This is a genomic window from Streptomyces sp. NPDC050423 (genome assembly GCF_040655445.1).
Lineage (GTDB): Bacteria > Actinomycetota > Actinomycetes > Streptomycetales > Streptomycetaceae > Streptomyces.
Window position 1 is genome coordinate 256,426 of sequence record NZ_JBFAJY010000001.1, and the last position, 22,816, is coordinate 279,241.

The 22,816-nt window shown below is 71.2% G+C and carries 26 protein-coding genes; 12 read left to right on the forward strand and 14 right to left on the reverse strand.

What is annotated here, in order from left to right; all coding sequences use genetic code 11:
• Window positions 1-118: 118 nt before the first annotated feature.
• Window positions 119-976, forward strand: a complete 858-nt coding sequence (locus tag AB0I52_RS01000) for a DUF4097 family beta strand repeat-containing protein (protein WP_363067655.1) — start codon at window positions 119-121, stop codon at window positions 974-976.
• A gap of 1 nt (window position 977) precedes the next feature.
• Window positions 978-1,982, forward strand: coding sequence for a helix-turn-helix transcriptional regulator (locus tag AB0I52_RS01005; protein ID WP_363067657.1), 1,005 nt, complete (start codon window positions 978-980; stop codon window positions 1,980-1,982).
• Window positions 1,983-2,038: 56 nt separating this feature from the next.
• Here the strand turns inward: AB0I52_RS01005 and AB0I52_RS01010 are convergent, their stop codons facing one another.
• From AB0I52_RS01010 to AB0I52_RS01025, 4 genes are all read right to left on the reverse strand, one after another.
• Window positions 2,039-2,614 carry a Clp protease N-terminal domain-containing protein gene (locus tag AB0I52_RS01010; protein ID WP_363067659.1) on the reverse strand — a complete coding sequence of 192 codons (576 nt, stop codon included), beginning with the start codon at window positions 2,612-2,614 and terminating at the stop codon, window positions 2,039-2,041.
• On the reverse strand, window positions 2,614-2,823 hold the full coding sequence (locus AB0I52_RS01015) for a sigma factor-like helix-turn-helix DNA-binding protein (protein ID WP_363067660.1): 210 nt from the start codon (window positions 2,821-2,823) through the stop codon (window positions 2,614-2,616). Before AB0I52_RS01015 ends, AB0I52_RS01010 begins: the two co-directional genes overlap by 1 nt.
• A 32-nt stretch (window positions 2,824-2,855) precedes the next feature.
• Entirely contained in the window at window positions 2,856-3,827 is a 972-nt protein-coding gene (locus AB0I52_RS01020; protein WP_363067661.1) for a zinc-binding dehydrogenase, read from the reverse strand.
• 152 nt (window positions 3,828-3,979) lie between these two features.
• On the reverse strand, window positions 3,980-5,200 hold the full coding sequence (locus tag AB0I52_RS01025; RefSeq protein ID WP_363067663.1) for an NADP-dependent malic enzyme: 1,221 nt from the start codon (window positions 5,198-5,200) through the stop codon (window positions 3,980-3,982).
• A gap of 524 nt (window positions 5,201-5,724) precedes the next feature.
• Between AB0I52_RS01025 and AB0I52_RS01030 the strand changes: the two genes are divergently transcribed.
• The 3 genes from AB0I52_RS01030 to AB0I52_RS01040 are packed head-to-tail and all read left to right on the forward strand — an operon-like array spanning window position 5,725 to window position 8,413.
• Window positions 5,725-6,675, forward strand: a complete 951-nt coding sequence (locus AB0I52_RS01030; RefSeq protein ID WP_363067665.1) for an ABC transporter substrate-binding protein — start codon at window positions 5,725-5,727, stop codon at window positions 6,673-6,675.
• Window positions 6,676-6,704: 29 nt separating this feature from the next.
• Window positions 6,705-7,655 carry an amino acid ABC transporter permease gene (locus AB0I52_RS01035; RefSeq protein ID WP_363067667.1) on the forward strand — a complete coding sequence of 317 codons (951 nt, stop codon included), beginning with the start codon at window positions 6,705-6,707 and terminating at the stop codon, window positions 7,653-7,655.
• 5 nt (window positions 7,656-7,660) lie between these two features.
• A complete protein-coding gene (locus AB0I52_RS01040; RefSeq protein ID WP_363067819.1) occupies window positions 7,661-8,413 on the forward strand; it encodes an amino acid ABC transporter ATP-binding protein in 753 nt (250 codons plus the stop codon).
• 65 nt (window positions 8,414-8,478) lie between these two features.
• Here the strand turns inward: AB0I52_RS01040 and AB0I52_RS01045 are convergent, their stop codons facing one another.
• Window positions 8,479-9,168 (reverse strand): class I SAM-dependent methyltransferase, encoded by a 690-nt coding sequence (locus AB0I52_RS01045; protein WP_363067821.1) that lies wholly within the window; start codon window positions 9,166-9,168, stop codon window positions 8,479-8,481.
• A 162-nt stretch (window positions 9,169-9,330) separates the two neighbouring features.
• Here AB0I52_RS01045 and AB0I52_RS01050 point away from each other — a divergent pair, with 162 nt between their 5' ends.
• Complete coding sequence (locus AB0I52_RS01050; protein ID WP_123461604.1) at window positions 9,331-9,960, forward strand: CGNR zinc finger domain-containing protein; 630 nt, start codon at window positions 9,331-9,333, stop codon at window positions 9,958-9,960.
• Here AB0I52_RS01050 and sodX read toward each other — a convergent pair.
• Window positions 9,864-10,304 (reverse strand): nickel-type superoxide dismutase maturation protease, encoded by a 441-nt coding sequence (gene sodX / locus AB0I52_RS01055; protein ID WP_363067823.1) that lies wholly within the window; start codon window positions 10,302-10,304, stop codon window positions 9,864-9,866. The genes AB0I52_RS01050 and sodX overlap by 97 nt on opposite strands.
• 197 nt (window positions 10,305-10,501) lie before the next feature.
• Between sodX and sodN the strand changes: the two genes are divergently transcribed.
• The 4 genes from sodN (at window position 10,502) to AB0I52_RS01075 (ending at window position 13,444) form a co-directional block, all read left to right on the forward strand.
• Window positions 10,502-10,897 carry a superoxide dismutase, Ni gene (gene sodN, locus AB0I52_RS01060; RefSeq protein WP_219567071.1) on the forward strand — a complete coding sequence of 132 codons (396 nt, stop codon included), beginning with the start codon at window positions 10,502-10,504 and terminating at the stop codon, window positions 10,895-10,897.
• Between the two features lie 185 nt (window positions 10,898-11,082).
• Complete coding sequence (locus AB0I52_RS01065; RefSeq protein ID WP_363067669.1) at window positions 11,083-12,027, forward strand: ABC transporter ATP-binding protein; 945 nt, start codon at window positions 11,083-11,085, stop codon at window positions 12,025-12,027.
• Window positions 12,024-12,992 carry an ABC transporter permease gene (locus AB0I52_RS01070; protein ID WP_363067671.1) on the forward strand — a complete coding sequence of 323 codons (969 nt, stop codon included), beginning with the start codon at window positions 12,024-12,026 and terminating at the stop codon, window positions 12,990-12,992. The genes AB0I52_RS01065 and AB0I52_RS01070 overlap by 4 nt, the downstream gene beginning before the upstream one ends.
• Before the next feature lie 47 nt (window positions 12,993-13,039).
• On the forward strand, window positions 13,040-13,444 hold the full coding sequence (locus AB0I52_RS01075; RefSeq protein ID WP_363067672.1) for a GntR family transcriptional regulator: 405 nt from the start codon (window positions 13,040-13,042) through the stop codon (window positions 13,442-13,444).
• 53 nt (window positions 13,445-13,497) lie between these two features.
• Here AB0I52_RS01075 and AB0I52_RS01080 read toward each other — a convergent pair whose 3' ends face one another.
• Window positions 13,498-14,895, reverse strand: coding sequence for an MFS transporter (locus tag AB0I52_RS01080; protein WP_363067825.1), 1,398 nt, complete (start codon window positions 14,893-14,895; stop codon window positions 13,498-13,500).
• A gap of 239 nt (window positions 14,896-15,134) precedes the next feature.
• Between AB0I52_RS01080 and AB0I52_RS01085 the strand changes: the two genes are divergently transcribed.
• A complete protein-coding gene (locus AB0I52_RS01085) occupies window positions 15,135-15,755 on the forward strand; it encodes a TetR/AcrR family transcriptional regulator (RefSeq protein ID WP_363067674.1) in 621 nt (206 codons plus the stop codon).
• 2 nt (window positions 15,756-15,757) lie between these two features.
• Here AB0I52_RS01085 and AB0I52_RS01090 read toward each other — a convergent pair whose 3' ends face one another.
• The 6 genes from AB0I52_RS01090 to AB0I52_RS01115 all read right to left on the reverse strand — a co-directional run bounded on the left by AB0I52_RS01090 (window position 15,758) and on the right by AB0I52_RS01115 (window position 21,324).
• Window positions 15,758-16,372, reverse strand: coding sequence for an amino acid transporter (locus AB0I52_RS01090; protein WP_363067676.1), 615 nt, complete (start codon window positions 16,370-16,372; stop codon window positions 15,758-15,760).
• Entirely contained in the window at window positions 16,372-17,304 is a 933-nt protein-coding gene (locus AB0I52_RS01095) for an SDR family oxidoreductase (RefSeq protein WP_363067678.1), read from the reverse strand. The genes AB0I52_RS01090 and AB0I52_RS01095 overlap by 1 nt, the downstream gene beginning before the upstream one ends.
• On the reverse strand, window positions 17,301-17,657 hold the full coding sequence (locus AB0I52_RS01100; RefSeq protein WP_363067680.1) for a DUF952 domain-containing protein: 357 nt from the start codon (window positions 17,655-17,657) through the stop codon (window positions 17,301-17,303). The genes AB0I52_RS01095 and AB0I52_RS01100 overlap by 4 nt, the downstream gene beginning before the upstream one ends.
• A gap of 9 nt (window positions 17,658-17,666) precedes the next feature.
• The gene (locus tag AB0I52_RS01105) at window positions 17,667-18,980 is read right to left on the reverse strand and encodes a choice-of-anchor A family protein (protein ID WP_363067682.1); all 1,314 of its coding nucleotides are present in this window, start codon (window positions 18,978-18,980) and stop codon (window positions 17,667-17,669) included.
• A gap of 192 nt (window positions 18,981-19,172) precedes the next feature.
• Window positions 19,173-20,174: an NAD-dependent epimerase/dehydratase family protein gene (locus AB0I52_RS01110; RefSeq protein WP_363067827.1), complete on the reverse strand. Its 1,002-nt coding sequence runs from the start codon at window positions 20,172-20,174 to the stop codon at window positions 19,173-19,175.
• A gap of 196 nt (window positions 20,175-20,370) precedes the next feature.
• Window positions 20,371-21,324, reverse strand: coding sequence for a LysR family transcriptional regulator (locus tag AB0I52_RS01115; RefSeq protein WP_363067684.1), 954 nt, complete (start codon window positions 21,322-21,324; stop codon window positions 20,371-20,373).
• Window positions 21,325-21,601: 277 nt separating this feature from the next.
• Here AB0I52_RS01115 and snpA point away from each other — a divergent pair, with 277 nt between their 5' ends.
• Window positions 21,602-22,273, forward strand: coding sequence for a snapalysin (snpA, locus tag AB0I52_RS01120; RefSeq protein ID WP_363067686.1), 672 nt, complete (start codon window positions 21,602-21,604; stop codon window positions 22,271-22,273).
• 184 nt (window positions 22,274-22,457) lie between these two features.
• Here snpA and AB0I52_RS01125 read toward each other — a convergent pair whose 3' ends face one another.
• The gene (locus tag AB0I52_RS01125; protein ID WP_363067829.1) at window positions 22,458-22,814 is read right to left on the reverse strand and encodes a GntR family transcriptional regulator; all 357 of its coding nucleotides are present in this window, start codon (window positions 22,812-22,814) and stop codon (window positions 22,458-22,460) included.
• Between the last annotated feature and the right edge of the window lie 2 nt (window positions 22,815-22,816).

Sequence of the window (22,816 nt, forward strand, 5' to 3'; positions counted from 1 at the left end):
ATCAACCTCACCCCACCGTCCACCGCAACCCGCCTTGACTTCCCTCAACCGCGATATATCGTGTTCTGCAAGAGACGCGATATGTTGCGTCATCCGCGCTCCCCAGGAGGTCAGATCCATGCCTGTGTCGACGTGGGCCATCGCCGAGCCTCAGAAGCTCACCTTCGACGAACCCGTGACGGCGCTCAGCGTGCGCATCGTCAACGGCACGGTCAACGTCGTCGGCACCGAGGAACCGACCGCCAGGCTGGAGGTCACCGGCATCGAGGGACCGCCGCTGATCGTGACCCAGCAGGACGGCGTCCTCACCGTCACCTACGAGGACCTGTCCTGGCAGGGTCTCCTCAAGTGGTTCGACCGCAAGGGCTGGCACCGCCACGCGGCCGTCTCCCTCGCGGTTCCGGCCGGATCGGCCGTGGAGGTGGGCGTGGTCGGCGCCGGGGCCTTCGTCTCCGGAATCCGCGGCCGTACGGACGTGCGCGGCGTCACCGGCGACACCACCCTCGTCGGACTCGCCGGGCCGGTCGGCGCGGAGACCGTGTCCGGCAACCTGGAGGCCCAGGCGGTCACCGGCGACCTGCACTTCCACTCGGTCTCGGGCGATCTGACGGTCATCGAGGGCGCCGGTGTGTCCGTACGGGCCGAATCGGTCAGCGGCAACATGGTGCTCGACCTGGACCCGACCGGGAAGCCCACCGACATCCGGCTCACCACCGTCTCCGGCGAGGTCGCCATCCGGCTGCCGCACCCGGCGGACGCGAAGGTGGAGGCGAACACCGCGAGCGGCTCCGTCTCCAACGGCTTCGAGGACCTGCGGGTCAACGGCCAGTGGGGGGCGAAGCGGATCACCGGCACGCTCGGCTCCGGGACCGGGACACTGAAGGCGACAACGGTCTCGGGGTCGATCGCCCTGCTCCGCCGCCCACCGGCCGAGGACGACGCGCACGAAGCCGAGCCGACCGGAAAGGTGCTCTGACATGCCCCCCGTATTCGCCCATGGCCGCCTGCGCCTCTACCTGCTGAAGCTGCTCGACGAGGCGCCCCGCCACGGCTACGAGGTGATCCGGCTGCTGGAGGAGCGATTCCAGGGGCTGTACGCGCCCTCGGCCGGCACGGTCTATCCGCGGCTGGCCAAGCTGGAGGCCGAGGGCCTGGTCACCCACGCCACCGAGGGCGGCCGCAAGGTCTACTCCATCACCGACGCCGGCCGCGCCGAACTCGCGGGCCGCACCGGCGAGCTGGCCGATCTGGAGCTGGAGATCCGCGATTCGGTCTCCGAACTGGCCGCCGAGATCCGCGACGACGTCCGCGGGGCCGCGGGCAAGCTGCGCAGCGAGATGCGCGCCGCGGCGGACGAGTCCCGCCACGGCACCACCCGCTCCGGCGCCGAGGAGAGCGCCAAGGGAGGCAAGGAGTCGCCCTTCGGCGGCTTCGGGGACCTCGGCGACTTCGGGGACAAGGAGACGTGGCGCACCGCGAAGGAGGAGCTGCGCAAGGCCAAGCAGGAGTGGAAGGAGCAGGCCCGCCGCGCGAAGGACGAGTCCCGCCGCGCCCGCGAGGACGCCCAGCAGGCCCGCCGCCAGGCCAAGGAGGCCCAGGACCGCGCGCGCGAGCAGATGCAGAACGCCGCCCGCCAGGTCCAGGAGCACTTCGCCCGCGGCGACTGGCCCGCGGGCGTACGGGAAGGGCTGGCGGAGATCACCGGCCAGCTGGGCGGCTTCGCCCGTACCGGCGGCCGGCCCCCGTACGTCAAGCCGCAACCCGCCGCCGACCCCGAGTGGGGCAAGGACGCGGGCGGCACGGGTGACCCGGCCCGCGATCTGGACCGCCTGCTGGACCGCTTCCGCGACGACATCCGCGACGCGGCCCGGGACCGGGGCGTCACGGAGGACCAGCTGTCGGAGGCCCGCCGGCACCTGTCGACGGCGGCGGCCCACATCGGGGCGCTGCTGCGACAGGACACCGACGGCAGCGCGACGTAGGGGGCGTTCCGGACGTGGCGCCGGGCGGCCCGGGGAACCCCCGGGCCGCCCGGCGTTCAGCCCGCCTTCCGGTCCTGCTGCGCGCCGCCGTCCCCGTACAGCGCGCGGCTGACCGTCTCGTACGTCGCGCCGTGCTCGGCCAGGACGTCGGCGACGACGCCGGGGTTGGCGGTGAGAGCCAGCAGAAGGTGTTCCTCGCCGATGAACCGGTCACCCCGGCCCAGCGCGATCCGCAGGGACTTCGCCAGGATCCCCTCGGCCTCCCGGGTGAACATGCGGTGGCCCGACCACCGGCGCCGGGCCCTGCGCCCGCCGTCCAGCGCACCCTCGCCGTGCGCATCCTCGATGCGGTCGACGATCGCGGTGAGGTCGATGCCGATGCCGGCGAGCGCGTCGGCGTCGGCCCTGGTCATGCCGCCGCGCCTGCGGGCGTCGGCCAGCGCGGCCGCGAGCGACGCCTTGCGGTCCGCGAGACCGAGCGCCGCCGTGGCGAACGACGCCCGGCTGCCCTCCTGGTCCAGCAGTGCGAGCAGCAGGTGCTCCTCGCTGACCGCACCGGCGTCGGCCCGTTCGGCATGGCCCGCCGCTCCGGTCACGGTGGCGCGGGCGCCCTTGGTGAATCGCTCGAACATCAATGCCTCCCGTACTTCTTGTGCACGGCCTGCCGGCTGACGCCCAGTTCGGCCGCGATCTCCTGCCACGACCAGCCCTGAACCCGGGCGCTTCTGACTTGTACGGCTTCGAGCTGTTCCAGCAGCTTTCGCAGCGCGGCAACCGACCGCAGCCCCACTCGGGGGTCGTGGTCGCCGGCGCGAGCGGCGAGATCCGTTGCTTCGGTCATGGATGTCAACTTACGTTGACACCCATCAAGCGTCAACCCTGGTTGACAGTCAGCACGATCTTCCCGAACTGGTCGCCCGAAGCCAGCCGTTCGAAGCCCTCACGAGCCCGGTCCAGCGGCAGCACCTCGTCGATGACGGGGCGCACCCCGGTGGTCGCGCAGAACGCCAGCAGATCCTCCAGCTCGTCCTTGGACCCCATGGTGGAGCCGATGATCCTCAGCTCCAGGAAGAAGATCCGGGTCAGCTCGGCGTGCGAGGGGCGGTCCCCGCTCGTGGCACCCGAGATGACCAGCGTGCCGCCGGGGCGCAGGGACTTGACGGAGTGCGACCAGGTGGCGGCGCCGACCGTCTCGATGACGGCGTCGACCCGGTGGGGCAGCCGTGCGCCGGGCTCGTACGCCTCGACGGCTCCGAGTCCGACGGCCCGCTCGCGCCTCGCCTCATCCCGGCTGGTGGCGTAGACCCGCAGTCCGGCGGCCCGGCCGAGGACGATCGCGGCGGTCGCGACCCCGCCGCCGGCGCCCTGGACGAGCACGGAGTCGCCGGGCCGCACCCCGGCGTTGGTGAAGAGCATGCGGTAGGCGGTCAGCCAGGCGGTGGGCAGGCAGGCCGCCTGCTCGAAGGTGAGCTCCTTCGGTTTGGGCAGTACGTTCCAGCTGGGGACGGTGACCTGTTCGGCGAAGGTGCCCTGATGGCGCTCGGTGAGGATGGAGCGGGGCTCGTCCGGGCCGACCCCGTGTCCGGTCTGGCCGATGACGGAGTGCAGGACGACCTCGTTGCCGTCCTGGTCGGTCCCGGCGGCGTCGCAGCCGAGGATCATCGGCAGCTTGTCCTCGGCGAGGCCGACACCGCGGAGCGACCAGAGGTCGTGGTGGTTGAGGGAGGCGGCCCGGACGTTGACGGTGGTCCATCCGGGACGTGTGCCGGGAGCCGGGCGTTCGCCCAGCTCAAGGCCGTTGAGGGGGTGGTCGCGGTCGAGGCGGGATGCGTAGGCGGCGAACATGGGGCCGACGATAGGCGGGGCGGCGGTCCGGCGTAACCGGCCACGCGTGTGACGCGCACCGCGCGAAATCCAGCCCCTCCGGCGATCGAGGAGCGGGGGTTCGGGGCGGCGCCCCCGAAGAGACGCCGCCCCGAACCCCCGCCTCACCGCACTCAGCGCCGGGCCACGCCCTCCGCCCGCGCCGCCGCCGCGACGGCCGCGGTGACCGCCGGGGCCACCCGCTCGTCGAACGGCGACGGGATCACGTAGTCCGCGGCCAGCTCGTCGCCCACCACGTCCGCCAGCGCGTTCGCCGCGGCGAGCTTCATGCCCTCGGTGATCCGGGACGCCCGCACCTGGAGCGCGCCCGCGAAGATTCCGGGGAACGCCAGCACGTTGTTGATCTGGTTCGGGTAGTCCGACCGCCCGGTCGCCACGACGGCCGCGTACTTGTGCGCGACGTCGGGGTGCACCTCGGGGTTCGGGTTCGCCATGGCGAAGACGAACGCACCGGGCGCCATCGAGGCGACGGCCGGCTCCGGGACCGTACCGCCCGAGACGCCGATGAAGACGTCGGCGCCGGCCAGCGCGGTGTCCAGCGGCCCGGAGATGCCCGCCTTGTTCGTGAGCTCGGCCAGCTCCCGCTTGACGTCCGTCAGGTCCTCGCGGTCCCGGCTGACGATGCCCTTGCGGTCGGCGACCGCGACATCGCCCAGCCCCGCCGCCAGCAGGAACTTGGCGATGGCCACCCCGGCCGCGCCGGCGCCCGAGATGACGGCGCGCAGCTCGCCGAGGCTGCGCCCGGACAGCTTCGCGGCGTTGCGCAGAGCCGCGAGGGTGACCACGGCGGTGCCGTGCTGGTCGTCGTGGAAGACCGGGATGTCGAGCCGCTCCTGGAGCTTGCGCTCGATCTCGAAGCAGCGCGGGGCCGAGATGTCCTCCAGGTTCACGCCGCCGAAGGACGGTGCGAGCCTGACGACGGTTTCCACGATCTCGTCCGCGTCGGTGGTCGCCAATGCGATCGGCACCGCGTCGACGCCGCCGAACTGCTTGAACAGGATCGCCTTGCCCTCCATCACGGGGAGGGAGGCCTCGGGTCCGATGTCGCCGAGCCCCAGCACCGCGGTGCCGTCCGTCACGACGGCGACGACCTGCGACTTCCAGGTGTAGTCGTGGACGAGTTCCGGATTCTCGGCGATCGCGCTGCACACCTTCGCCACCCCGGGCGTGTACGCGAGGGACAGGTCGTCCCTGTCCCGGATCGGGACGGTGGCCTGCACGGCCATCTTCCCGCCGCGGTGGAGCGCGAAGGCCGGATCGAACGGCTCGTCCGTCGTGCTGCCCGTGCTGTCTGTGCTGCTGTCGCTGCGAGGATTGACGATCTCCGCTGCCATGGTGTTGACCCCTTAAGTCTTCATCGTTTGAGGGTGGCCACTCCTGGTTGAGGAGGGGTGGGCGGGCACCGCGTACATGCCCTGCGCCGGGCGGTTGGCCCGCCCCGGCAGGGGGTGAGGTACGTACGCGCGGGCGCGCCGCACACGCGCCCTGAGCCCCGGATGAGGGGTGTAAACGTCTTTCATACCGGACGGACCGGGTCATGGACGAGTCCATACCCACTCGGTGACGTGACTCATAGCCGAATATCTGGACAAGTCAGCCACGCGCAGATGGGTGTCCACCGGTCGAGACGCGCCGCAGATTCTGCGGTCGTGGGAAAGAAACCCCATAGATGGTCCGGCCCCGGTGTACCGGCCACATGAGGATCGGGGATCGCCCGTTACCCGATTTTGACATGACCGGCCCCCTGAATGCGCTGGTCCGAATGGCAAGATGCCGTAATCGCACATGGCGGCGACACCCGACGTCGTGTGCCAAACCGCCTGGCAACACCACCCTCATCTGCCGGAGGAACCCGATCATGACCGCACGCACGAACCGTCGTACGACCGCGAAGTCCCGGATTGCAGCGGTCTGCGCCATCGCGGTCGCCGGCACCATGCTGCTGACCGCCTGTGGCGACCAGACCAAGAGCGGCTCGGACACGGCGAAGACCACGGCCGGCAACTCCCCCGCCGATCTCCTCCCCGCGGAGATCAAGTCCAAGGGCATCATCAAGGTCGGCTCGGACATCGCGTACCCGCCGGTCGAGTTCAAGGACAAGTCCGGCAAGACGGTCGGCATCGACCCGGACCTCGCCGCCGCGCTGGGCAAGGTGCTGGGCGTGGAGTTCCAGTTCGAGAACGGCACCTTCGACACGCTGGTCACGGGGCTGCGCTCCAAGCGCTACGACCTGGCCATGTCGGCGATGACCGACACGAAGGACCGCCAGGAGGGCATCGACCCCGAGACCAAGAAGAAGGTCGGCGAGGGCGTCGACTTCATCGACTACTTCACCGCCGGTGTCTCGATCTACACCAAGAAGGGGGACGACCAGGGGATCAAGACCTGGTCCGACCTCTGCGGCAAGAAGATCGCCCTCCAGCGCAACACGGTCTCGCACGACCTGGCCAAGGCCGAGTCCAAGAAGTGCGCCGGCGGCAAGAAGATCGCCATCGAGCCGTACGACAACGACCTGGAGGCACAGACCCGGCTGCGCTCCGGCGGGGCCGACGCCGGCTCCTCCGACTTCCCGGTGGCCGCGTACGCGGTGAAGACCTCGGGCGGCGGCAAGGACTTCCAGATCGTCGGCGACCAGGTCGAGGCGGCCCCGTACGGCATCGCCGTCGCCAAGGGCAACGACCAGCTCACCAAGGCCGTCAAGGCGGCCATGGACGCGATCATCAAGAGCGGCGAGTACGAGAAGATCATCGCCAAGTGGGGCGTGGAGGCCGGAGCGGTCACCGAGGCCAAGCTGAACGGCGGATCGTGACCGGACCCCGGCACTGAGAGGCATCAGCCGTGATTGACACCGACAAGCCGGGCCCGGCCGACCAGCCGCCCGCACCGCCCGTCCCGGCGGCCGGACCCGAGGCGATCAAGGCCATCCCGGTCCGGCACTACGGCCGGTACGTCTCGGCGGTCGTCGCCATCGCCGCACTCGTCGCGATCATCTACGCCTTCAGCCAGGGCAGGATCAACTGGGGTGCGGTCCCGGACTACTTCTTCGACGACCGCATCGTCAAAGGGGTCGGCCAGACCCTGCTGCTGACTTCCCTGTCGATGGTGATCGGCGTGGTCGGCGGCATCCTGCTGGCCGTCATGCGCCTGTCGAAGAACCCGGTGACCTCGTCGATCGCGTGGTCCTACATCTGGTTCTTCCGCGGTACGCCGGTCCTGGTCCAGCTGTTCGTCTGGTTCAACCTGGGCCTGGTCTTCCAGTACATCAACCTCGGTCCGATCTACAAGGACTACTGGTCGAGCTTCATGACGCCGCTGCTGACGGCGTTGCTCGGGCTCGGCCTCAACGAGGCCGCGTACATGGCGGAGATCTGCCGGGCCGGTCTGCTCTCGGTCGACGAGGGCCAGACGGAGGCGTCCCACGCGCTGGGCATGAGCCACGGCAAGACCCTGCGACGCGTCGTGATCCCGCAGGCCATGCGGGTGATCGTGCCGCCGACGGGCAACGAGGTCATCAACATGCTCAAGACGACCTCGCTGGTGGCCGCGGTGCAGTTCTACGAACTCTTCAAGTACGCCCAGGACATCGGGCAGGCGTCCGGCGCCCCGGTGGAGATGTACTTCCTCGCCGCGGCCTGGTACCTGATCATGACCTCGGTGCTGAGCGTCGGGCAGTACTACCTGGAGCGGTACTACGCGCGGGGCTCCAGCCGCAGCCTGCCGCCCACCCCGCTGCAGAAGATCCGGACCAACCTGCTGTCACTCGGCCGCCCGAAGGGAGGCATGGCATGACCGCCATGGTGAAGGCCGAGGGCGTCCACAAGTCCTTCGGCGCCGCGCACATCCTCAAGGGCATCGACCTGGAGGTCGCCCCGCGTGAGGTCTTCTGTCTGATCGGCCCGTCCGGTTCCGGCAAGTCGACCTTCCTGCGGTGCATCAACCACCTGGAGCAAATCAGCGCCGGCCGGCTGTCCGTCGACGGCGAGCTGGTGGGCTACCGCCAGAAGGGCGACAAGCTCTACGAGCTCAAGGACAGCGAAGTCGCCCTGAAGCGCCGGGACATCGGCATGGTCTTCCAGCGCTTCAACCTGTTCCCCCACATGACGGCGATCGAGAACGTCATGGAGGCTCCGGTCCAGGTCAAGCGCGAGTCCAAGACCGTCGCCCGCGCACGGGCGAGCCGGTTGCTGGACCGGGTCGGCCTGTCCGACAAGGCGGACAGCTACCCCTCGCAGCTCTCCGGCGGACAGCAGCAGCGGGTGGCCATCGCCCGCGCACTGGCCATGGAGCCGAAGCTGATGCTCTTCGACGAGCCCACATCGGCGCTCGACCCGGAGCTGGTGGGCGACGTCCTGGACGTCATGCGCGGTCTCGCCGAGGACGGCATGACGATGATCGTCGTGACCCACGAGATGGGCTTCGCCCGTGAGGTCGGGGACGCGCTGGTCTTCATGGACGACGGCGTGGTGGTCGAGTCGGGCCACCCGCGTGACGTGCTGACCAACCCGCAGCACGACCGGACGAAGTCGTTCCTTTCCAAGGTCCTGTAGGCCGTGTCCGCGGGAGGGCGGTACCGGCTCGGTGAGCCGGTACCGCCCTCCCGCCGCGTCCGCCGTTACTTCACCGCGAGCACCAGGCTGTCCGAGGGCGAGGCCCACACGGCGCGCGCCTCACCGAAGCCGGCCGCGCGCAGGGTGTCCGCGTGCCACCGGACGGACGGCGTGTCGCCGTCGGCGTGCTCGCCGTAGATCCTGAACCGCTCGGCGGTCGGCCCGGCGAGTACCGGGTCCTTCGCGGCCAGCGCCCACCAGTCCGCCCAGTCCAGGGCGCCGTCGGCCTTGGCCCCGTCCATGACGGCGTGCCGATGGGCGCGTTCGGCCGCGTTGATCCGGGGAGTGTCCGGGTCGGTCATGTGGTCGGCGTTCATGAAGACCCCGCCGTCGCGGACGAGGCCGCCGAGCTGCCCGTAGAGAACGGCGAGCGGCTCGCTGTGCAGCCAGTGCAGGGCCGTGGCGGTGAGGACCGCGTCGTACGAGTCGTGGGGCAGCCGCTCCGCCCACCGGGGGTCCTTGAGGTCCGCGGTCACGAAGGTGACGCGCGCGTCATCCGCGAAGGAGCCGCGGGCGATGGCGAGCAGTGCGGGATCGAGGTCGACCCCGGTGCTGGTGGCCTTCGGGAACCGCCGGAGCAGCCGGTCCGTAATACTTCCCGTACCGCACGCGAGGTCGAGCACCCGCGGTTCGGGGCCCACCAGGGCCTCGACCATGTCGAGCATCACGCGGAAGCGTTCCTCGCGGTCGGGCATGTACCACTCCTGCTGCCAGTCCCAGCTCTCCTGCCAGGCCCGCCAGTCGGTACCCCGTGCTGCGTCCGTCACTCGAAAGCCTCCTATGTAATACCCTGGACCCAGGGAAGCCCATTACATCATCGTCGCACCGACTTTAGACCGACGCCGTAAGGACTACAAGTGGAACTGGCCTATTACTCGGACTACGCCGTGCGCCTGGTCAACACCGAGGAGCCGGCCCGCAACAAGGACGCCCTCACCTCGGTCGACGCGGTGCGCGAGCTCTTCGGCGTCAACGGGCAGGCCGCCCGCCGGGCGACCGATGCCGACGTGACCCGCTTCCGGTCCGTCCGGGCCCGGCTGCGCTCGGTCTTCGAGGCGGCCGACGGCGGGGACGAGACGCTGGCCGTGGACCTGCTCAACTCGCTGCTGCTGGAGTTCCCGGTCAGCCCGCAGATCTCCGGCCACGACATCCGGGACGCGGACGGAAAGCCGGACTGGCACATGCACCTGGCCGACCACCCGTCCAACGCCACGGCGGGCTACGCCGCGACCGCGGCGATGGGCCTCGCCTTCCACCTCACCTCGTACGGCGTGGACCGGCTCGGCCTGTGCGAGGCGGCGCCGTGCCGCAACGCCTACCTCGACACCTCGACCAACCGTTCCCGCCGCTACTGCTCGGACCGCTGCGCGACCCGCGCCAACGTCGCCGCCTACCGGGCCCGCAAGCGCCTGGAGACCGAGCGCGCCGCCGAGACCGGCCGCAGCGCGGAGACCGCCCAGCCCGCCACGCCTCGCAGCGAACGCTGATCCTTCGTCAGCGGCCGGTAGCGCGCCCGGACCCTGGCCAGCACGAGCTCCTCGGGCACGGTCCCGTAGTCCGTGCTGTCGCCGCCCGCGAACCGGTTGTCACCGAGCACCCACCAGCCGCCGGTCCGCCGCTCCACGGCCCGTTTGACCACCAGCAGATCCTGCTGGAACGGATGTCTCAGAATCACCACGTCACCGGCGCGCACCGGCGCCCCGTACTGCACGAGCAGCCAGTCCCCGTGGTGGAGCGTGGGCACCATCGAGGGCCCCGTCACCTCCACCACCTGGAACGGCACCCGCGCCGCCAGCCCGCGTCCGGGCTGTTCATCGGTCAGCTCCGGCATCTCCGGCACCTCCCGCATCTCTCCGGCACCTCCCCGTCCGTCCAGTACACCGTCCACAGCAGCGTTCCGTACATTCGGCCACTGGGCCCATCCTCACCCCGGACTTTTGGCCTAAGCCCATGGGGGCACCCACTATTTCGCGCCTCTCACGGAGTAATGTCCCACCTGAGAAGACGATCACGAGGAAGGACAGCCCCATGCTTTCCCGCCTGTTTGCCCCCAAGGTGAAGGTCAGCGCCCACTGCGACCTCCCCTGCGGCGTATACGACCCGGCCCAGGCCCGCATCGAGGCGGAGTCCGTCAAGGCCGTCCAGGAGAAGTACCAGGCCAACGAGGACCCGCACTTCCGGGCCCGCGCGGTGGTCATCAAGGAGCAGCGCGCCGAGCTCGCCAAGCACCACGTCTCGGTGCTGTGGAGCGATTACTTCAAGCCCCCGCACTTCGAGAAGTACCCGGAGCTGCACCAGCTGGTCAACGACGCCCTCAAGGCGCTGTCGGCCGCGAAGGGCTCCACGGACCCGGCGACGGGCCAGAAGGCGCTCGACCTGATCGCCGAGATCGACAAGATCTTCTGGGAGACCAAGAAGGCTTGATCGGCCCGCCGTTCAGCCCCGGGCTGGACAGCAGGTCAGAGCAGGAACCAGAGAGGCCCGACCGCTTCGAGCGGTCGGGCCTCTCTGTCGTTCGCTCACAGGCCGTTCAGGCCGCTCCGCTTGACACTCACTCGACCAGGATACCATGATTCCATTAGTTGACTAATGGAATCGAGGCGAGGCGCGTGGCACACACGAGCACCCCGAGCGGGACTTCGGGCGCGTGGGCGCTGGAAGCCCGCGGCCTGAGCAAGCGGTACCGGCGCGGCTGGGCCCTGCGGGACTGCTCCTTCCGGCTGCCGGCCGGAAGGATCTGCGGTCTCGTCGGACCCAACGGTGCGGGCAAGAGCACCCTGCTCGGCATGGCCACCAGGCAGGTGGAGCCGACCGAGGGGGAACTCCACGTCTTCGGCGTACCCGTGAACGACCCCGCGGTGATGCCCAGGTTCGCCTTCCTCGGACAGGACAAGCCCCTGTTCAAGCGGTTCACCGTGGCGGAGACGCTGCGCATGGGCAGCGAGCTCAACCCCGGCTGGGACATGGCGGCCGCCGAGCGGATCGTCCGCTCGGGCAACGTGCCCATGCACGCCCGGGTCGGCACGCTCTCCGGCGGTCAGCGCACCCGCGTGGCCTTCGCGCTCGCCTTCGGCAAGCGGCCCGATCTGCTGCTGCTCGACGAGCCGATGTCGGATCTCGACCCGCTGGCCCGCCACGAGATGAGCACGCTGCTGATGGCGGAGGCCGTCGAGCGCGGCACCACCGTGGTGATGTCCTCACACATGCTCACCGAGCTGGAGGACATGTGCGACTACCTCCTGGTCGTCGCCGAAGGGCGGATCAGGATGGCAGGTGACGCCGACGCGCTCGTTCCGGCCCACACCCTGGTCACGGGTGTGACCGAGGAGGGGGCACTGCCCGCGGCGCTCGCTCCGCACACGCTGATCGAGGCCCGGATCCAGGGCCGTCAGTTCCACGCGATGGTGCGGCCGAACGGCCCGCTGGGCGGTGACTGGCAGGTCACCGAACCCAGCCTGGAAGAAGTGCTGCTCGCCCATCTCCGCTCGCCGGACGCACCCGCGCTGTACACACCCGGCGCCCGTACAGAGGCCGAAGGGACCAGGACCGCATGAGCACCACGCTGACCGAACCCCGCACCGGACGATCGTCCAGGCCCCGGATACTGCGCGGGCTGAACTGGCTCTTCGTGCGCCAGCACCGCGCCACGCTGCTCGGCGTCCTCGCCCTGGTGGTGCTCGCCTCCGCCTGGATCCTGTACCAGCGCGCCGACCTGGCCCGGACGCTCGACGCGGTGGGCTGGCCGGAGAAGGAAGCACCACAACAGCCCCTGGGGCGGCAGTACGACTATCTCTCCACCCTGCTGAACGCGATTCCGGTCGTCCTCGCCGTCTTCCTGGGCGCCCCGCTGATCGCTGCCGACCAGGAGAACGGCACCGCCCAGCTGGCCACCACCCAGTCCGTGACGCGCGGGCGCTGGCTCGCCGCGAAGTGCGCCTGGGGCCTCTCGGTCGCTCTGCTGGCCGGGGCGGTGCTCTCACTGTGCTTCACCATCTGGTGGAAGCCCTACCGCTCGGTGTTCGATGCGCCCTGGCTGGAAGGCAGCGTCTTCGACAACACCGGCCCCATGCTGCCGGCGCTCTGTGTCTTCCTCACCGCCGCGGGCATCACCATCGGCGTCCTGGTGCGCCGCCTGCTGGCCTCCATGGTGGTGACCTTCGTCTTCTCCGTCGTCGTACAGGTCGCCTGGGGCGAGCTCCGCGAGCACCTGGCCGCGTCCCGAATGGTCTCCTACCCCCTCGACCAGGACATCCCGGCCCGGCTCTCCGAGTCGTACGAGCTGGACCGCTGGGTCGGCAGCGCCGACGGACACCTCTACGGCTGGGGCTCCTGCGCAGAGGCCACCGAGAAGGCCACGGCCGCGTGCCTCAAGGAGAAGGGCATCGTCAACAACGTGATGGAGTACCTCGGCTACGACCAGATGGCGGCCATGCAGTGGACCGGCGCGGGCATCCTGCTCGCCGGTACGGCCCTGCTGACGGCGTTCACCCTGTGGCGGGTCTCCCGGCGCCCCCTTTAGGGAACGGGGCCCCGTCCTACGTAAAGTGTCGGCATCGAGCGGAAGGGATGAAGTCCGTGGTCGTTTTCCGCATCGACCGGCGCAGCGGAGTCGCGACGTATCTTCAGATCGTCCACCAGGTCGAACAGGCGCTGCGGATGGGCGCGCTGGAGGAGGGCGACCGGCTGCCCACGGCCGCGCAGGTCGCCGCGACGACCAAGGTCAACCCGAACACGACGCTCAAGGCCTACCGCGAGCTGGAGCGCGCGGGCCTGGCCGAGGTCCGCCAGGGAGCCGGCACCTTCATCACCCGCTCCCTCGTTCAGCCGCTGGCAGGACCCGAGTCCCCCTTGCGCAACGCGCTGTCGGAGTGGATGCGCCAGGCGCACGCCGAAGGTCTCAGCGGCCAGGACGTCACCGCCCTCTTCCGGGCGGCGTACGAGGCCACGTACCCGACCGACACGCACGCCTGAGCCGTCCTCCGGCGTGCGCCGGACCGGTGCCCCGCCCCGGCGCACGCTGCACCTCACGCCTCACGCGCCGCCCCCTTGCGCCGGGGCCCCAGGAAGGCACCCGCCAGCAGGGTCCCGGCCAGGACCAGTGCGGAGTTGACCAGGATCGCGAGCGAGACGCCCGACAGCACGGCCTGCGGGCCGTTGGCGCCCAGGCCGGACATCCGGGCGGTGACGACGGCGCTCATCACCGGGATGCCCAGCGTGATGCCGACCTGCTGCGTCATGGTGGCGAGGCCGGTGGCCAGGCCCTGTTCCTCGTCGGGGAGTCCGGAGGTCGCGGTGACCATGAAGCCGACGATCATCAGCATGTTGCCGATGCCACCGATGAACGTGGCCGCCAGCAGCAGCCAGATCCACGCCCCGGAGGTGCCGAGCGCGACCAGGGAGAGGGTGGCGGCGGCCTGGACGATGCCGCCGGCGACGATGGCCGTCCGGTTGCCGAAGCGGCCGACCGTACGGCCTCCGAGGGTGCCGCCGATGACCGTGCCGATGCCGAGGACGCCGAACGCGAGGCCGGTGGCGAGGGGCGAGTAGCCGAGCACTTCCTGGAGGTAGAGCGTCAGCAGGAAGACCAGCGAGGTCTCGGTGACGAAGGCGATCAGGCCGGTGGCGTTGCCCCAGATGACGCTGCGGCGCTTGAGGATGTGTACGGGGACGAGCGGCGCGGCGGTCCGCTTCTCGACGAACCAGAAGCCGATGAGCAGCGCGGCACCGGCGAGCAGTGCGGCCAGGGTGGTGGGCGTGGTCCAGCCGCTCGCGCCGGCCTGCGTGAGTCCGTAGACCAGGAGCAGCAGTCCACCGGTGACGGTCGCGGCTCCGGGCACGTCGAGCCGGGGCCGTACGGCCGGGCGTGAGTCGGTGATGACGGACGGGGCCAGGGCGACGACGAGGGCGGCGACGGGCACGTTGACGAAGAAGGCCCAGCGCCAGGAGAGCAGATCGGTGAGCATCCCGCCGAGGATCGCGCCCGCCGTGAACCCGGCGGACATCAGGGCCCCGTTGAGGCCCAGGGCGCGTTCGCGCAGCGGGCCCTCCTTGAACGCCGTGGTCAGCAGGGCGAGTCCGGCCGGGGTGACGGCCGCGGTGGCGAGGCCCTGGAGGACGCGGGCGGTGAGCAGCACCTCGGGGGAGGTCGCCAGGCCGCCCAGCGCCGAGGAGAGGCCGAGGACGACCATGCCGCCCACGAAGACGCGCTTGCGCCCCACGAGGTCCGCGACGCGGCCGAAGAGGAGCGTGAACCCGGCCGCCGCCAGGGCGAACGCGGTGGCGATCCACTGGAGGTCCGGGAGGGCGAAGCCGAGCCCCTCGCCGACGACTGGCAGCGCGACGTTCAGGATCGAGAAGTCCACCGCGATCATGAACTGGGCGCCGAGGAGGAGCGCGAGGACGACCTTCTGCCGGCCGGTCATACGGGGTGCGGTCACCGGCGGAGCGGTGGTGACCTGGGCACTGCGGATGGCCGGGGCACGGCGGGTGGCCGGGCCGTCGCTTCCGGCGGCCGGGTCGCTTCCGGTGGCGCGTGACGGGGTCTGGTTGGGTGCGGACATGGTCGCCCTTCCTCGGACGGAGGCTTTAACGGTTCTGTAGTTCCGTTAAGATGGAGCGACGGTAGCAGAGGAGAGCGCAGTAATGGAACTGGAGACCCGTTATGACGTCTGAGGGTGCTGAGGGTGTGGAACCCGGAACGGTCCGGCCCGGCGGCCGCACCGCCCGCGTCCGGGAGGCCGTCCTGCGCGCGGCAGGCGACGCGCTGGCCGAGCACGGCTTCGACCGCCTCGATCTCGCCGATGTCGCGCGCCGCGCGGAGGTCGGCAAGACGACCGTCTACCGCCGCTGGTCCAGCCCGACCGGGCTGATCGCGGATCTGCTCGACGACATGGCCGAGCAGTCGTCCCCGCGCACGGCGGCCGGCTCACTGGCCGAGGACCTCAGGGCCAACGCCCGGCTCGTGCTCAAGACCCTCACCGACCCGCGCCAGGGCGCCCTGTTCCGCTCCGTGATCGCGGCGGCGGCCTGCGACGAGCGCACGGCTCGGGCCCTGCACCGCTTCTACGCGATCCGGATCAAGGAGTGGTCCGGCTGCGTCACCGAGGCCGTCGAGCGCGGGGAGCTCCCCGCGGGCACGGATCCGGACGAGGTGATCCGTGCCGTGTCGGCGCCGCTCTACTACCGCCTGCTGGCCAGCGGCGACCCGCTCGACACGGCGGCCGCCGACCGCGCGGCCGACGCCGCCGCGGCGGCCGCGAGGGCGGGTACGTACGTGAGCTGAGCTCAGCCCGTCCGCAGCCGGGCCGCCCAGGGGTGGTCCGCGCCCTCGGCCAGGGTGATCGTCTCGGTCAGCCAGGCGCGCTGGTCGTCGCCGAGGACGGGCAGTACGGCCCCGAAGTCCTGCTCGTCCTTGGGGCGTCGGGACCGGGACTTGTACAGCAGCTGCACCTGCGGCACGAGATGGGGGACGCCGTCCGCGGAGACCGTGCCCAGCCGGTCCAGCGCGAGCCTGATCCTGGGGTCGCGCCGGAACACCCAGTCGTCGCCCGCCACGTCGTCGAGCATGAACTGGACGCGCCACGGCTCGGCCGGGCCCGGCCGGCACCAGATGTCGTGGACCTGCGCCGGCAGGATCTCGCCGGGGTTCCAGGGCCGCAGCGTGCCGGGCGGATCGGCGGCCCACCACTCCCAGCCCGGCAGCATCCGCTGGACGGCGAGCTGGTCGCGGCGCAGCAGGAGCACATCGATGTCACCGTGCTCGCGGTAGGCGCGGCCGACGGCCAGTTCGACCGCGTACCCGCCCGCGATCCACCACGGGCTGCGCAGCGGGGCGAGCAGGCGGACGGCTTCGGCGAGGGACATGGGGTCCCAGGGGCCCCAGGGGGTTTCCGTACGCATCAGCTTCCGAGGAGGTGCCGGTAGCTGTCCGGGTGCTCCATGAGGTAGGTGGCCAGGTCCTTGGCGGGCCGGCCGGTGAGCCGCGGCACGGCGTCCGAGACGGCGGCCATCTCGCCCGCCGCGATGGCCTCGTACGACGTCACCCAGCCGGCCACCTCCCAGTCCTGCGCGCCGTACCGGGACCTTGAGGCGTAGGCCTCCTCCCGCGTCTCCGGCACGTAGGTGATGGTCCGCCCGGTGGCCCGGCTCAGTTCGCCGGCCGCTTCGGCGAGGGTGAACGCCTCGGGGCCGGTCAGGTCGTACGTCTGGCCGTCGTGCGCGGTGTCGCCCTCGGGGCCGCCGGCGGGCAGCAGGACCGCGGTCGCGGCGTCGGCGATGTCCTCGTGGGCCACCGCCGCCACCCGGCCGTCCCCGGCCGGGCCGCGCAGCACGCCATCGGTGCCGGTCATCGCCGGGATGCCGGCGAGGTACCAGCTGTCGCGCAGGAAGGTGTGGCGGACGCCGGAGACGCGGATGTGCGCCTCGGTCTCCCAGTGGTCCCGGGCGAAGGTGAACGTCGCGTCGGGTGCCGCGCCGAGGAAGGAGACGTACACGATCCGTTCGACGCCCGCCGCCGTCGCCGCGTCCACCGCGGTCATGTGCTCACGCACCCGGTCCGGGCTCTCGTGCGCCGAGACGAGGAACAGGGTGTGCGCCCCGGCCAGCGCACGGCGCATCGCCTCCCCGTCGCCGTAGGGCGCGGCGGGCGCGGTGTCGGCGCCGGGCAGTTCGGGCAGCCGGGACGGGTCGCGGCCCAGCAGCCGGACGGGAACACCGGCCCGGGTCAGCCGCTTCGCGACGCGGCCGCCGAGCGCGCCGCTCGCGCCGGTGACCGCGGTGAGGGGGCCGCTCGTGAGGTCTTCGGGTCCGTGCGTGTCGTCCGAGGGGGTCATACGGAGTCGCCTTCCTTGTGCTGCCAGGGGCGCACCTCCACGACCGCTTCGACCGGAACCGGTCCGTAGATGTGCGGGAATTCCTCGCCGCCGGGTGTGACCGACTCGTACCGCACGGGCGCGGGGAGCCGCTCGGTGTCGATGACGAGCACCACCAGGTCCTGGTCACCGGCTCCGGCCCGGCTCCCGGCGCCGTACAGCATCTCGGCCACACCGGGGAGCTGGTGGGACAGCGAGCAGTGGATGAAGCCCTCTTCGTGCAGGGTGCGGCCGCGGGTGGACATCTCGTATGTCCCGATCCCGCGGGCCGCCTCCCACAGCGGGCCTTCGGTGAGGTGCAGCAGTTCGGCCATGAGCCAAAACTAGCCGCGCCGACGCGTCCTCCGGGCCATCAGCGTGGCCGCCGATCCGGCGACCAGGAGCGCTGCCGCGATCCCGCCGATCACCCATTCACCGCCGCGCGAACCCGTGTTCGGGAGCTCGCCTCCCGGGTGGGGCCGGTGCGGCCGGGAGTGGGTGGGGGTGGGCTCGGGGCCGGGGGTCGTCTCCGACGGTGACGGTCCCGGCGTGTCCGTCGGGGTGGGAGTGGGAGTGGCGGTGTCCGTGGGAGTCGGGGTGGGTGAGTCCGTGGGCGTCGGGGTCGGGGACGGCTCCTCGCCGCAGCCCGGCAGACGGCCGTCGAACGGGTAGGCGTGCATCTCCTGGCCGCCCGATTCGCCCTCCGACGAGTGGGTCAGCGAACCGGCGGTGTAGAAACGGCCGTTGGTGCCGCTCATCGTCAGGTTCGCCACGCTGGACCGCTGCCCGATGAGCACACTGCCCTGGAACTGGCCGGTGCCCTTCAGCCCGATCGCGGTGGCGTCCGGGAAGTTCCACATCAGCCGCTCGCGGAGCCCGGACTGGGGCAGCGAGCCCATGTACGTATTGATGTCGCGGGTGCTTCCGTAGACGTTGACCAGCACGGTCGCACCGTCCGGGACACCGCGGAAGACGATGCCCTGCTGGCCTCCCGCGTCCGTGGCCAGATCGGCGTCCAGCGCGAAGACCTGGAGGGCGGAGGTGCCGTCGCCGGTGAAGAAGGTCTCGGAGCCGTCCCTCTCCACCGTGCCGGTCGCCGGGCGGCGGTGGTCCTCGTCGTCGTACGCGTAGCAGTGGCTGGCCGCCGTCAGCTGGTCGCGCAGGGCGGTGTACGGGGCGGTCGCACCGGCCTCGTGGACCGCGGACGGGATCACGGTCCCGGTGAGGCTCCGGGCGTGGCGCACCACGCCGTGGTTGAGCCCTTCCTCGGCGAGCAGCCGCTCCCCGGCGGCGATGCTCAGATCGCCGCCCACCGTCAGGTAGTCGGAGCCGTCGGGGGGCGGCACCCGTGACCCCACTCCGGCAACGCCGACGTTGTAGATCCGCGAGGCGCCCGCCCGCTTGCTCATGTCGAACCGGCCGAGGGTGACGATCTTCCCCTCCGCCTCCGCGGCGGCCTCCCTGACCAGGTAGTCGCCACCGACATAGATGTTGATGTTGCTGTCGTGATGGGTGACGGGCATGTTGTTCGGGTCCTGCCAGACCGCAGGGCAGTCGTCCCCGAGGCACGGACCGAGACCGCCGGGCAGCGGGTCGGCGGCCGCGGCGGGCGCGATGGCCCCCACCATGGCCGCCGCTGCGGCCACCGTCACCGCCACGCGGTGATATTTACCGCTTCTACGCGCTTTTGTTCCCATACAGCGCAATATGCAGGTTTATTGAGTACTCATCAGTTGTGCCACGCCGGGCGGACGGCCCGCTTCCGCCGACCGGTCGGCCGTTCGAGCCAGTCCCTGGAAGGCAGTGCGTATCGGGTGGCGGGCCGGGGAATGCTCGTACAGCGGCCCCCGTCAGCCCGCCAGCAGCTTCGCCTCGGTCTGCGGATCGAGGCCGACCGCGGGCCGGTCGGGCCGCTGCGGTGCGCCGCCGCCCAGTTCGCACAGCCACGCCCAGGTGTCGGCGACCGTCTCCCGGACCGGGCGGCAGCGCAGCCCCGTGGCGTACGCCCGGCTCACATCGCCCTGGTGCAGGCTGTCGTACAGCTCCCCCGGCGGCAGCCAGACCGGCAGATCGGTCCAGGGCTCCACACCCGCCGCGAGAATCGTCCCGGTGTCGGTCCAGCGCAGCTCGGCATCGGAACCGGTGGCACGCACGCAGGCGTCGAGCAGTTCCCCCATCGTGGCGTGCCCCGGTCGGCTGACCAGGTTGTACGGTCCGTGCAGTCCGCTCCCGGCGGCGTCGAGCAGCCATCCGGCGAGGTCGCGGGCATCGATGTACTGAAGGGGCAGACCGGGTGTCCCGGGGGCCAGCACGGGCCCGCCGCGGGCGATCCGCGTCAGCCACCAGGGCAGCCGGCCGATGTTCTCCCAGGGTCCGATGATCAGTCCCGCGCGGACGAGCAGCGCCCGGTCACCGAAGGCCTCCAGCGCGGCCAGCTCACCACCGCGTTTGGCCAGGGCGTACGAGACGTCGCCACCGGCGTCCGGCGAGGCACCGTCCACCAGCGGGCCGTCCTCGGACAGACCGGCCGGGGCCGGGTACGCGTAGACGGAACGGCTGGAGACGTACGCGTACCGCCGGGCGCGGCCCGACAGCAGCCGGGCCGCGTCCCGTACGGCCGAGGGGGCGCCGCTCCAGGTGTCGACGACCAGGTCCCAGGTGTACGTGCCGTCCCCCGGCTCCCCGGCGGCTTCCAGGGCGGCCAGACCGCCCTCGGCGGTGCGGTCGCCCAGCAGTTCGGCCGCGCCGGGCGGCGGAGCGTGGTGGCCGCGGTGGAACACCGTGACCTCCCAGCCGCGCGCCAGGGCGTCCTCGGTGACCGCCCGGCCGACGAATTCGGTACCACCCAGCATCAGAAGCCTCATGACGTCGACTCTGCCTCCCCGCGCCCCGAACCGGAACCGACCTCGCTCCGGGCTGAACCCGCCTCGCTCTGGGCTGAACCCGCCTCGCTGTGAGCTGAACCGGCCTCGTTCCGGGGCGAACCGGCCACGTCCCGGGCCGGACTGCCGTCGTTCCGGGCAGAATCGAGCCCGGCCCGGTCCGCGCTCAGGAGGAACGGGCGAGCGGACTCCGGTTGCGCAGCAGCCACTGGTGGTAGCCGTCTGCCTGCCGGGCCGCCTCCCGGTACGCGTCCTCCAGCGCCCCGTACACCGCCACCATGTCGGCGCCCGGACGGGAGACCAGCAGCAGACGTACGGCGAGCGGGTCGTCGCGCAGCGGGCGGATCGCCATGTCGTCGCGCGGGCCCGAGGTCGGCTGGCAGGGGGCGACCGCCTCACCCAGGACGACGAGGGAGGCGGCGGTGAGATAGTCGCCGTGCAGCACGGTCGGCGCGACACCGGCCGCGCCGAACACGCGGCGCAGGCCGTCCCATTCGCCGTCCACCGTGGGGTCGACCATCCACCGGTCGGCGGCCAGGTCGCTCAGGTCGACGACGGGCAGGGCGGCGGCCGGGTGGTCGCGGGCCATCGAGACGAACTGCGGTTCGCGGTCCAGGAGCACCCGCTGCACCAGGCCGTCCGGCACGTACAGCGGACAGCCCTCCACCTCGTGCACGAAGGCGACGTCGAGCCGGCCCGCCTCGACCGCGCGCAGCAGCGCGTGGGCCGACACGTCGACCCGCAGCGAGATGTCCGTGCCGGGCAGCCGGATGCGCAGCCTGCGCAGCCAGCCGCCTATGACCCGGCTGGCGGTGCAGCCGATCCGCAGCCGGGGGCCGCCGGCCCGGGACGCCTCCGCCTCCGCCTTCGCGTCGGTGACGAGGGCCCGCATACCGTCCACGAGCGGGCGGGCCCGGCTCAGTACGGCGTGACCGACGAGGGTGGGGCGGCAGCCGGTGCGCCCCCGGCTGAACAGCTCGGCGCCCAGGGAGTTCTCGATGCGGCGCAGCTGCGTGGTGAGCGAGGGCTGACTCACGCCCAGCCTGCGGGCCGCCCGGTGCAGGCTGCCGGTGTCGGCGATGGCGCACAGCGCCCTCAGGTGCCTCACCTCAAGCTCCATACCGCTGAGAGTAGGGCGGCGGACCGTGCCGCACCAGACGCCCCAACCCCATCAAACGCCTGCAATTCAGCGTTCGTCGGAATGCCGGCCACCGCTTGTGCCCTCACGTCTCGTCCCGTACCCGCCCCTGAGCGACAGCGGGGTGATAGGGCAGTGCTATCGCCGGTTGGCATCATCCGCCGGGGCTCCGCTTCACCGACACTCTCTCCGTACCGCCCCCGTCCGAGTCCGATCATCGGACGGGTTCCTCGGACAGGTAACTGGTAGGAGACCCCCCATGAGACACCCCAGGACCGTCATGTCGGCCGTGGTCGGCCTCGGCTTCGGCCTCGCCGCCGCGCTGGGAACCGCACCCGCGCTCGCCACCGCCGCCCCGGCACCTGCCTCTTCCGCCCCGGCCCCCCACGTCGCTTACGCCGCCCACTCCGGATCGCACGAGAGCGCCGCCGCCAACCAGGCGTTCTTCGACGCGGTCACCAAGTCGGTGGCCGAGAAGCGTGCCGCGCACCCGGGCATCAAGTCGGTCACCATCGTCTACAGCACCACCAACGCCCCCAGCTTCCGCACGCAGATATCCAACAGCGCGCAGATCTGGAACAGCTCGGTCTCCAACGTCCGGCTGCAGGAGGGGTCCAACGCGGACTTCACCTACTACGAGGGCAACGACCCGAGCGGCTCGTACGCCAGCACCGACATGCACGGCAACGGCTACATCTTCCTCGACTACGCGCAGAACCAGCAGTACGACTCGACCCGTGTCACGACCCACGAGACCGGGCACGTGCTCGGTCTGCCGGACCACTACTCGGGACCGTGCAGCGAGCTGATGTCGGGCGGCGGCCCCGGCCCGTCGTGCACCAACCCGTATCCGGACGCCAACGAGCGCAGCCGGGTGAACTCGCTCTGGCAGAACGGCTTCGCGGCCGCGCTCGCCCGCAGCGGTTCCTGACCTCCCTGCCGACCGGGGCCACCTCGCAGGACGAGGTGGCCCTTCGCACGTCCGGTCAGCCCTTCGCGCGTCCGGTCAGCCGTACTCGCGCTTTGGTCAGCCCTTCGCGCGTCCGGTCAGCGTTACTCGCCTCTACTCAGTCCTTCTCGGGTTGCTCAGTCCTTCTCGCGTTTACTCAGCCCTGTCAGCTGTTCAGTTCCGTACGAACGAGAGCCAGCAACTCGTCCTCCGTCATCCCGAGTTCACGGGCGTCGCCGACCATCTCGCGTACCCGCTCCAGCAGCCTGGCGCGGTGCGGTGAGGCGCCCGCGGCGACCATCGCACCGCGCCCCCGGCGCAGTTCGATCAGCCCTTCCTCGCGCAGCCGCTGGTAGCCGCGCAGCGCCGTGTGCACATTGACGCCCAGCGATTCGGCGAGGACCCGGGCGGCGGGCAGCCGCTCGCCCGGCTCCACCGCCCCGTCCGCGACAGCACGGCGTACGCAGGCCGCGATCTGGTCACCGAGCGGCACGGTGGAGGTGGGGTCGACCCGGAAGAGCACGG

What these genes read in the sequence shown, in the direction of transcription:
- AB0I52_RS01000 (WP_363067655.1), top strand. Translation starts at nt 119, where the DNA reads ATGCCTGTGTCGACGTGGGCCATCGCCGAGCCTCAGAAGCTCACCTTC.
- AB0I52_RS01005 (WP_363067657.1), top strand. Translation starts at nt 978, where the DNA reads ATGCCCCCCGTATTCGCCCATGGCCGCCTGCGCCTCTACCTGCTGAAG.
- AB0I52_RS01010 (WP_363067659.1), bottom strand. Translation starts at nt 2,614, where the DNA reads ATGTTCGAGCGATTCACCAAGGGCGCCCGCGCCACCGTGACCGGAGCG.
- AB0I52_RS01015 (WP_363067660.1), bottom strand. Translation starts at nt 2,823, where the DNA reads ATGACCGAAGCAACGGATCTCGCCGCTCGCGCCGGCGACCACGACCCC.
- AB0I52_RS01020 (WP_363067661.1), bottom strand. Translation starts at nt 3,827, where the DNA reads ATGTTCGCCGCCTACGCATCCCGCCTCGACCGCGACCACCCCCTCAAC.
- AB0I52_RS01025 (WP_363067663.1), bottom strand. Translation starts at nt 5,200, where the DNA reads ATGGCAGCGGAGATCGTCAATCCTCGCAGCGACAGCAGCACAGACAGC.
- AB0I52_RS01030 (WP_363067665.1), top strand. Translation starts at nt 5,725, where the DNA reads ATGACCGCACGCACGAACCGTCGTACGACCGCGAAGTCCCGGATTGCA.
- AB0I52_RS01040 (WP_363067819.1), top strand. Translation starts at nt 7,661, where the DNA reads ATGGTGAAGGCCGAGGGCGTCCACAAGTCCTTCGGCGCCGCGCACATC.
- AB0I52_RS01045 (WP_363067821.1), bottom strand. Translation starts at nt 9,168, where the DNA reads ATGCCCGACCGCGAGGAACGCTTCCGCGTGATGCTCGACATGGTCGAG.
- sodX (WP_363067823.1), bottom strand. Translation starts at nt 10,304, where the DNA reads ATGCCGGAGCTGACCGATGAACAGCCCGGACGCGGGCTGGCGGCGCGG.
- sodN (WP_219567071.1), top strand. Translation starts at nt 10,502, where the DNA reads ATGCTTTCCCGCCTGTTTGCCCCCAAGGTGAAGGTCAGCGCCCACTGC.
- AB0I52_RS01070 (WP_363067671.1), top strand. Translation starts at nt 12,024, where the DNA reads ATGAGCACCACGCTGACCGAACCCCGCACCGGACGATCGTCCAGGCCC.
- AB0I52_RS01075 (WP_363067672.1), top strand. Translation starts at nt 13,040, where the DNA reads ATGAAGTCCGTGGTCGTTTTCCGCATCGACCGGCGCAGCGGAGTCGCG.
- AB0I52_RS01080 (WP_363067825.1), bottom strand. Translation starts at nt 14,895, where the DNA reads ATGACCGGCCGGCAGAAGGTCGTCCTCGCGCTCCTCCTCGGCGCCCAG.
- AB0I52_RS01085 (WP_363067674.1), top strand. Translation starts at nt 15,135, where the DNA reads ATGACGTCTGAGGGTGCTGAGGGTGTGGAACCCGGAACGGTCCGGCCC.
- AB0I52_RS01090 (WP_363067676.1), bottom strand. Translation starts at nt 16,372, where the DNA reads ATGCGTACGGAAACCCCCTGGGGCCCCTGGGACCCCATGTCCCTCGCC.
- AB0I52_RS01095 (WP_363067678.1), bottom strand. Translation starts at nt 17,304, where the DNA reads ATGACCCCCTCGGACGACACGCACGGACCCGAAGACCTCACGAGCGGC.
- AB0I52_RS01100 (WP_363067680.1), bottom strand. Translation starts at nt 17,657, where the DNA reads ATGGCCGAACTGCTGCACCTCACCGAAGGCCCGCTGTGGGAGGCGGCC.
- AB0I52_RS01110 (WP_363067827.1), bottom strand. Translation starts at nt 20,174, where the DNA reads ATGCTGGGTGGTACCGAATTCGTCGGCCGGGCGGTCACCGAGGACGCC.
- AB0I52_RS01115 (WP_363067684.1), bottom strand. Translation starts at nt 21,324, where the DNA reads ATGGAGCTTGAGGTGAGGCACCTGAGGGCGCTGTGCGCCATCGCCGAC.
- snpA (WP_363067686.1), top strand. Translation starts at nt 21,602, where the DNA reads ATGAGACACCCCAGGACCGTCATGTCGGCCGTGGTCGGCCTCGGCTTC.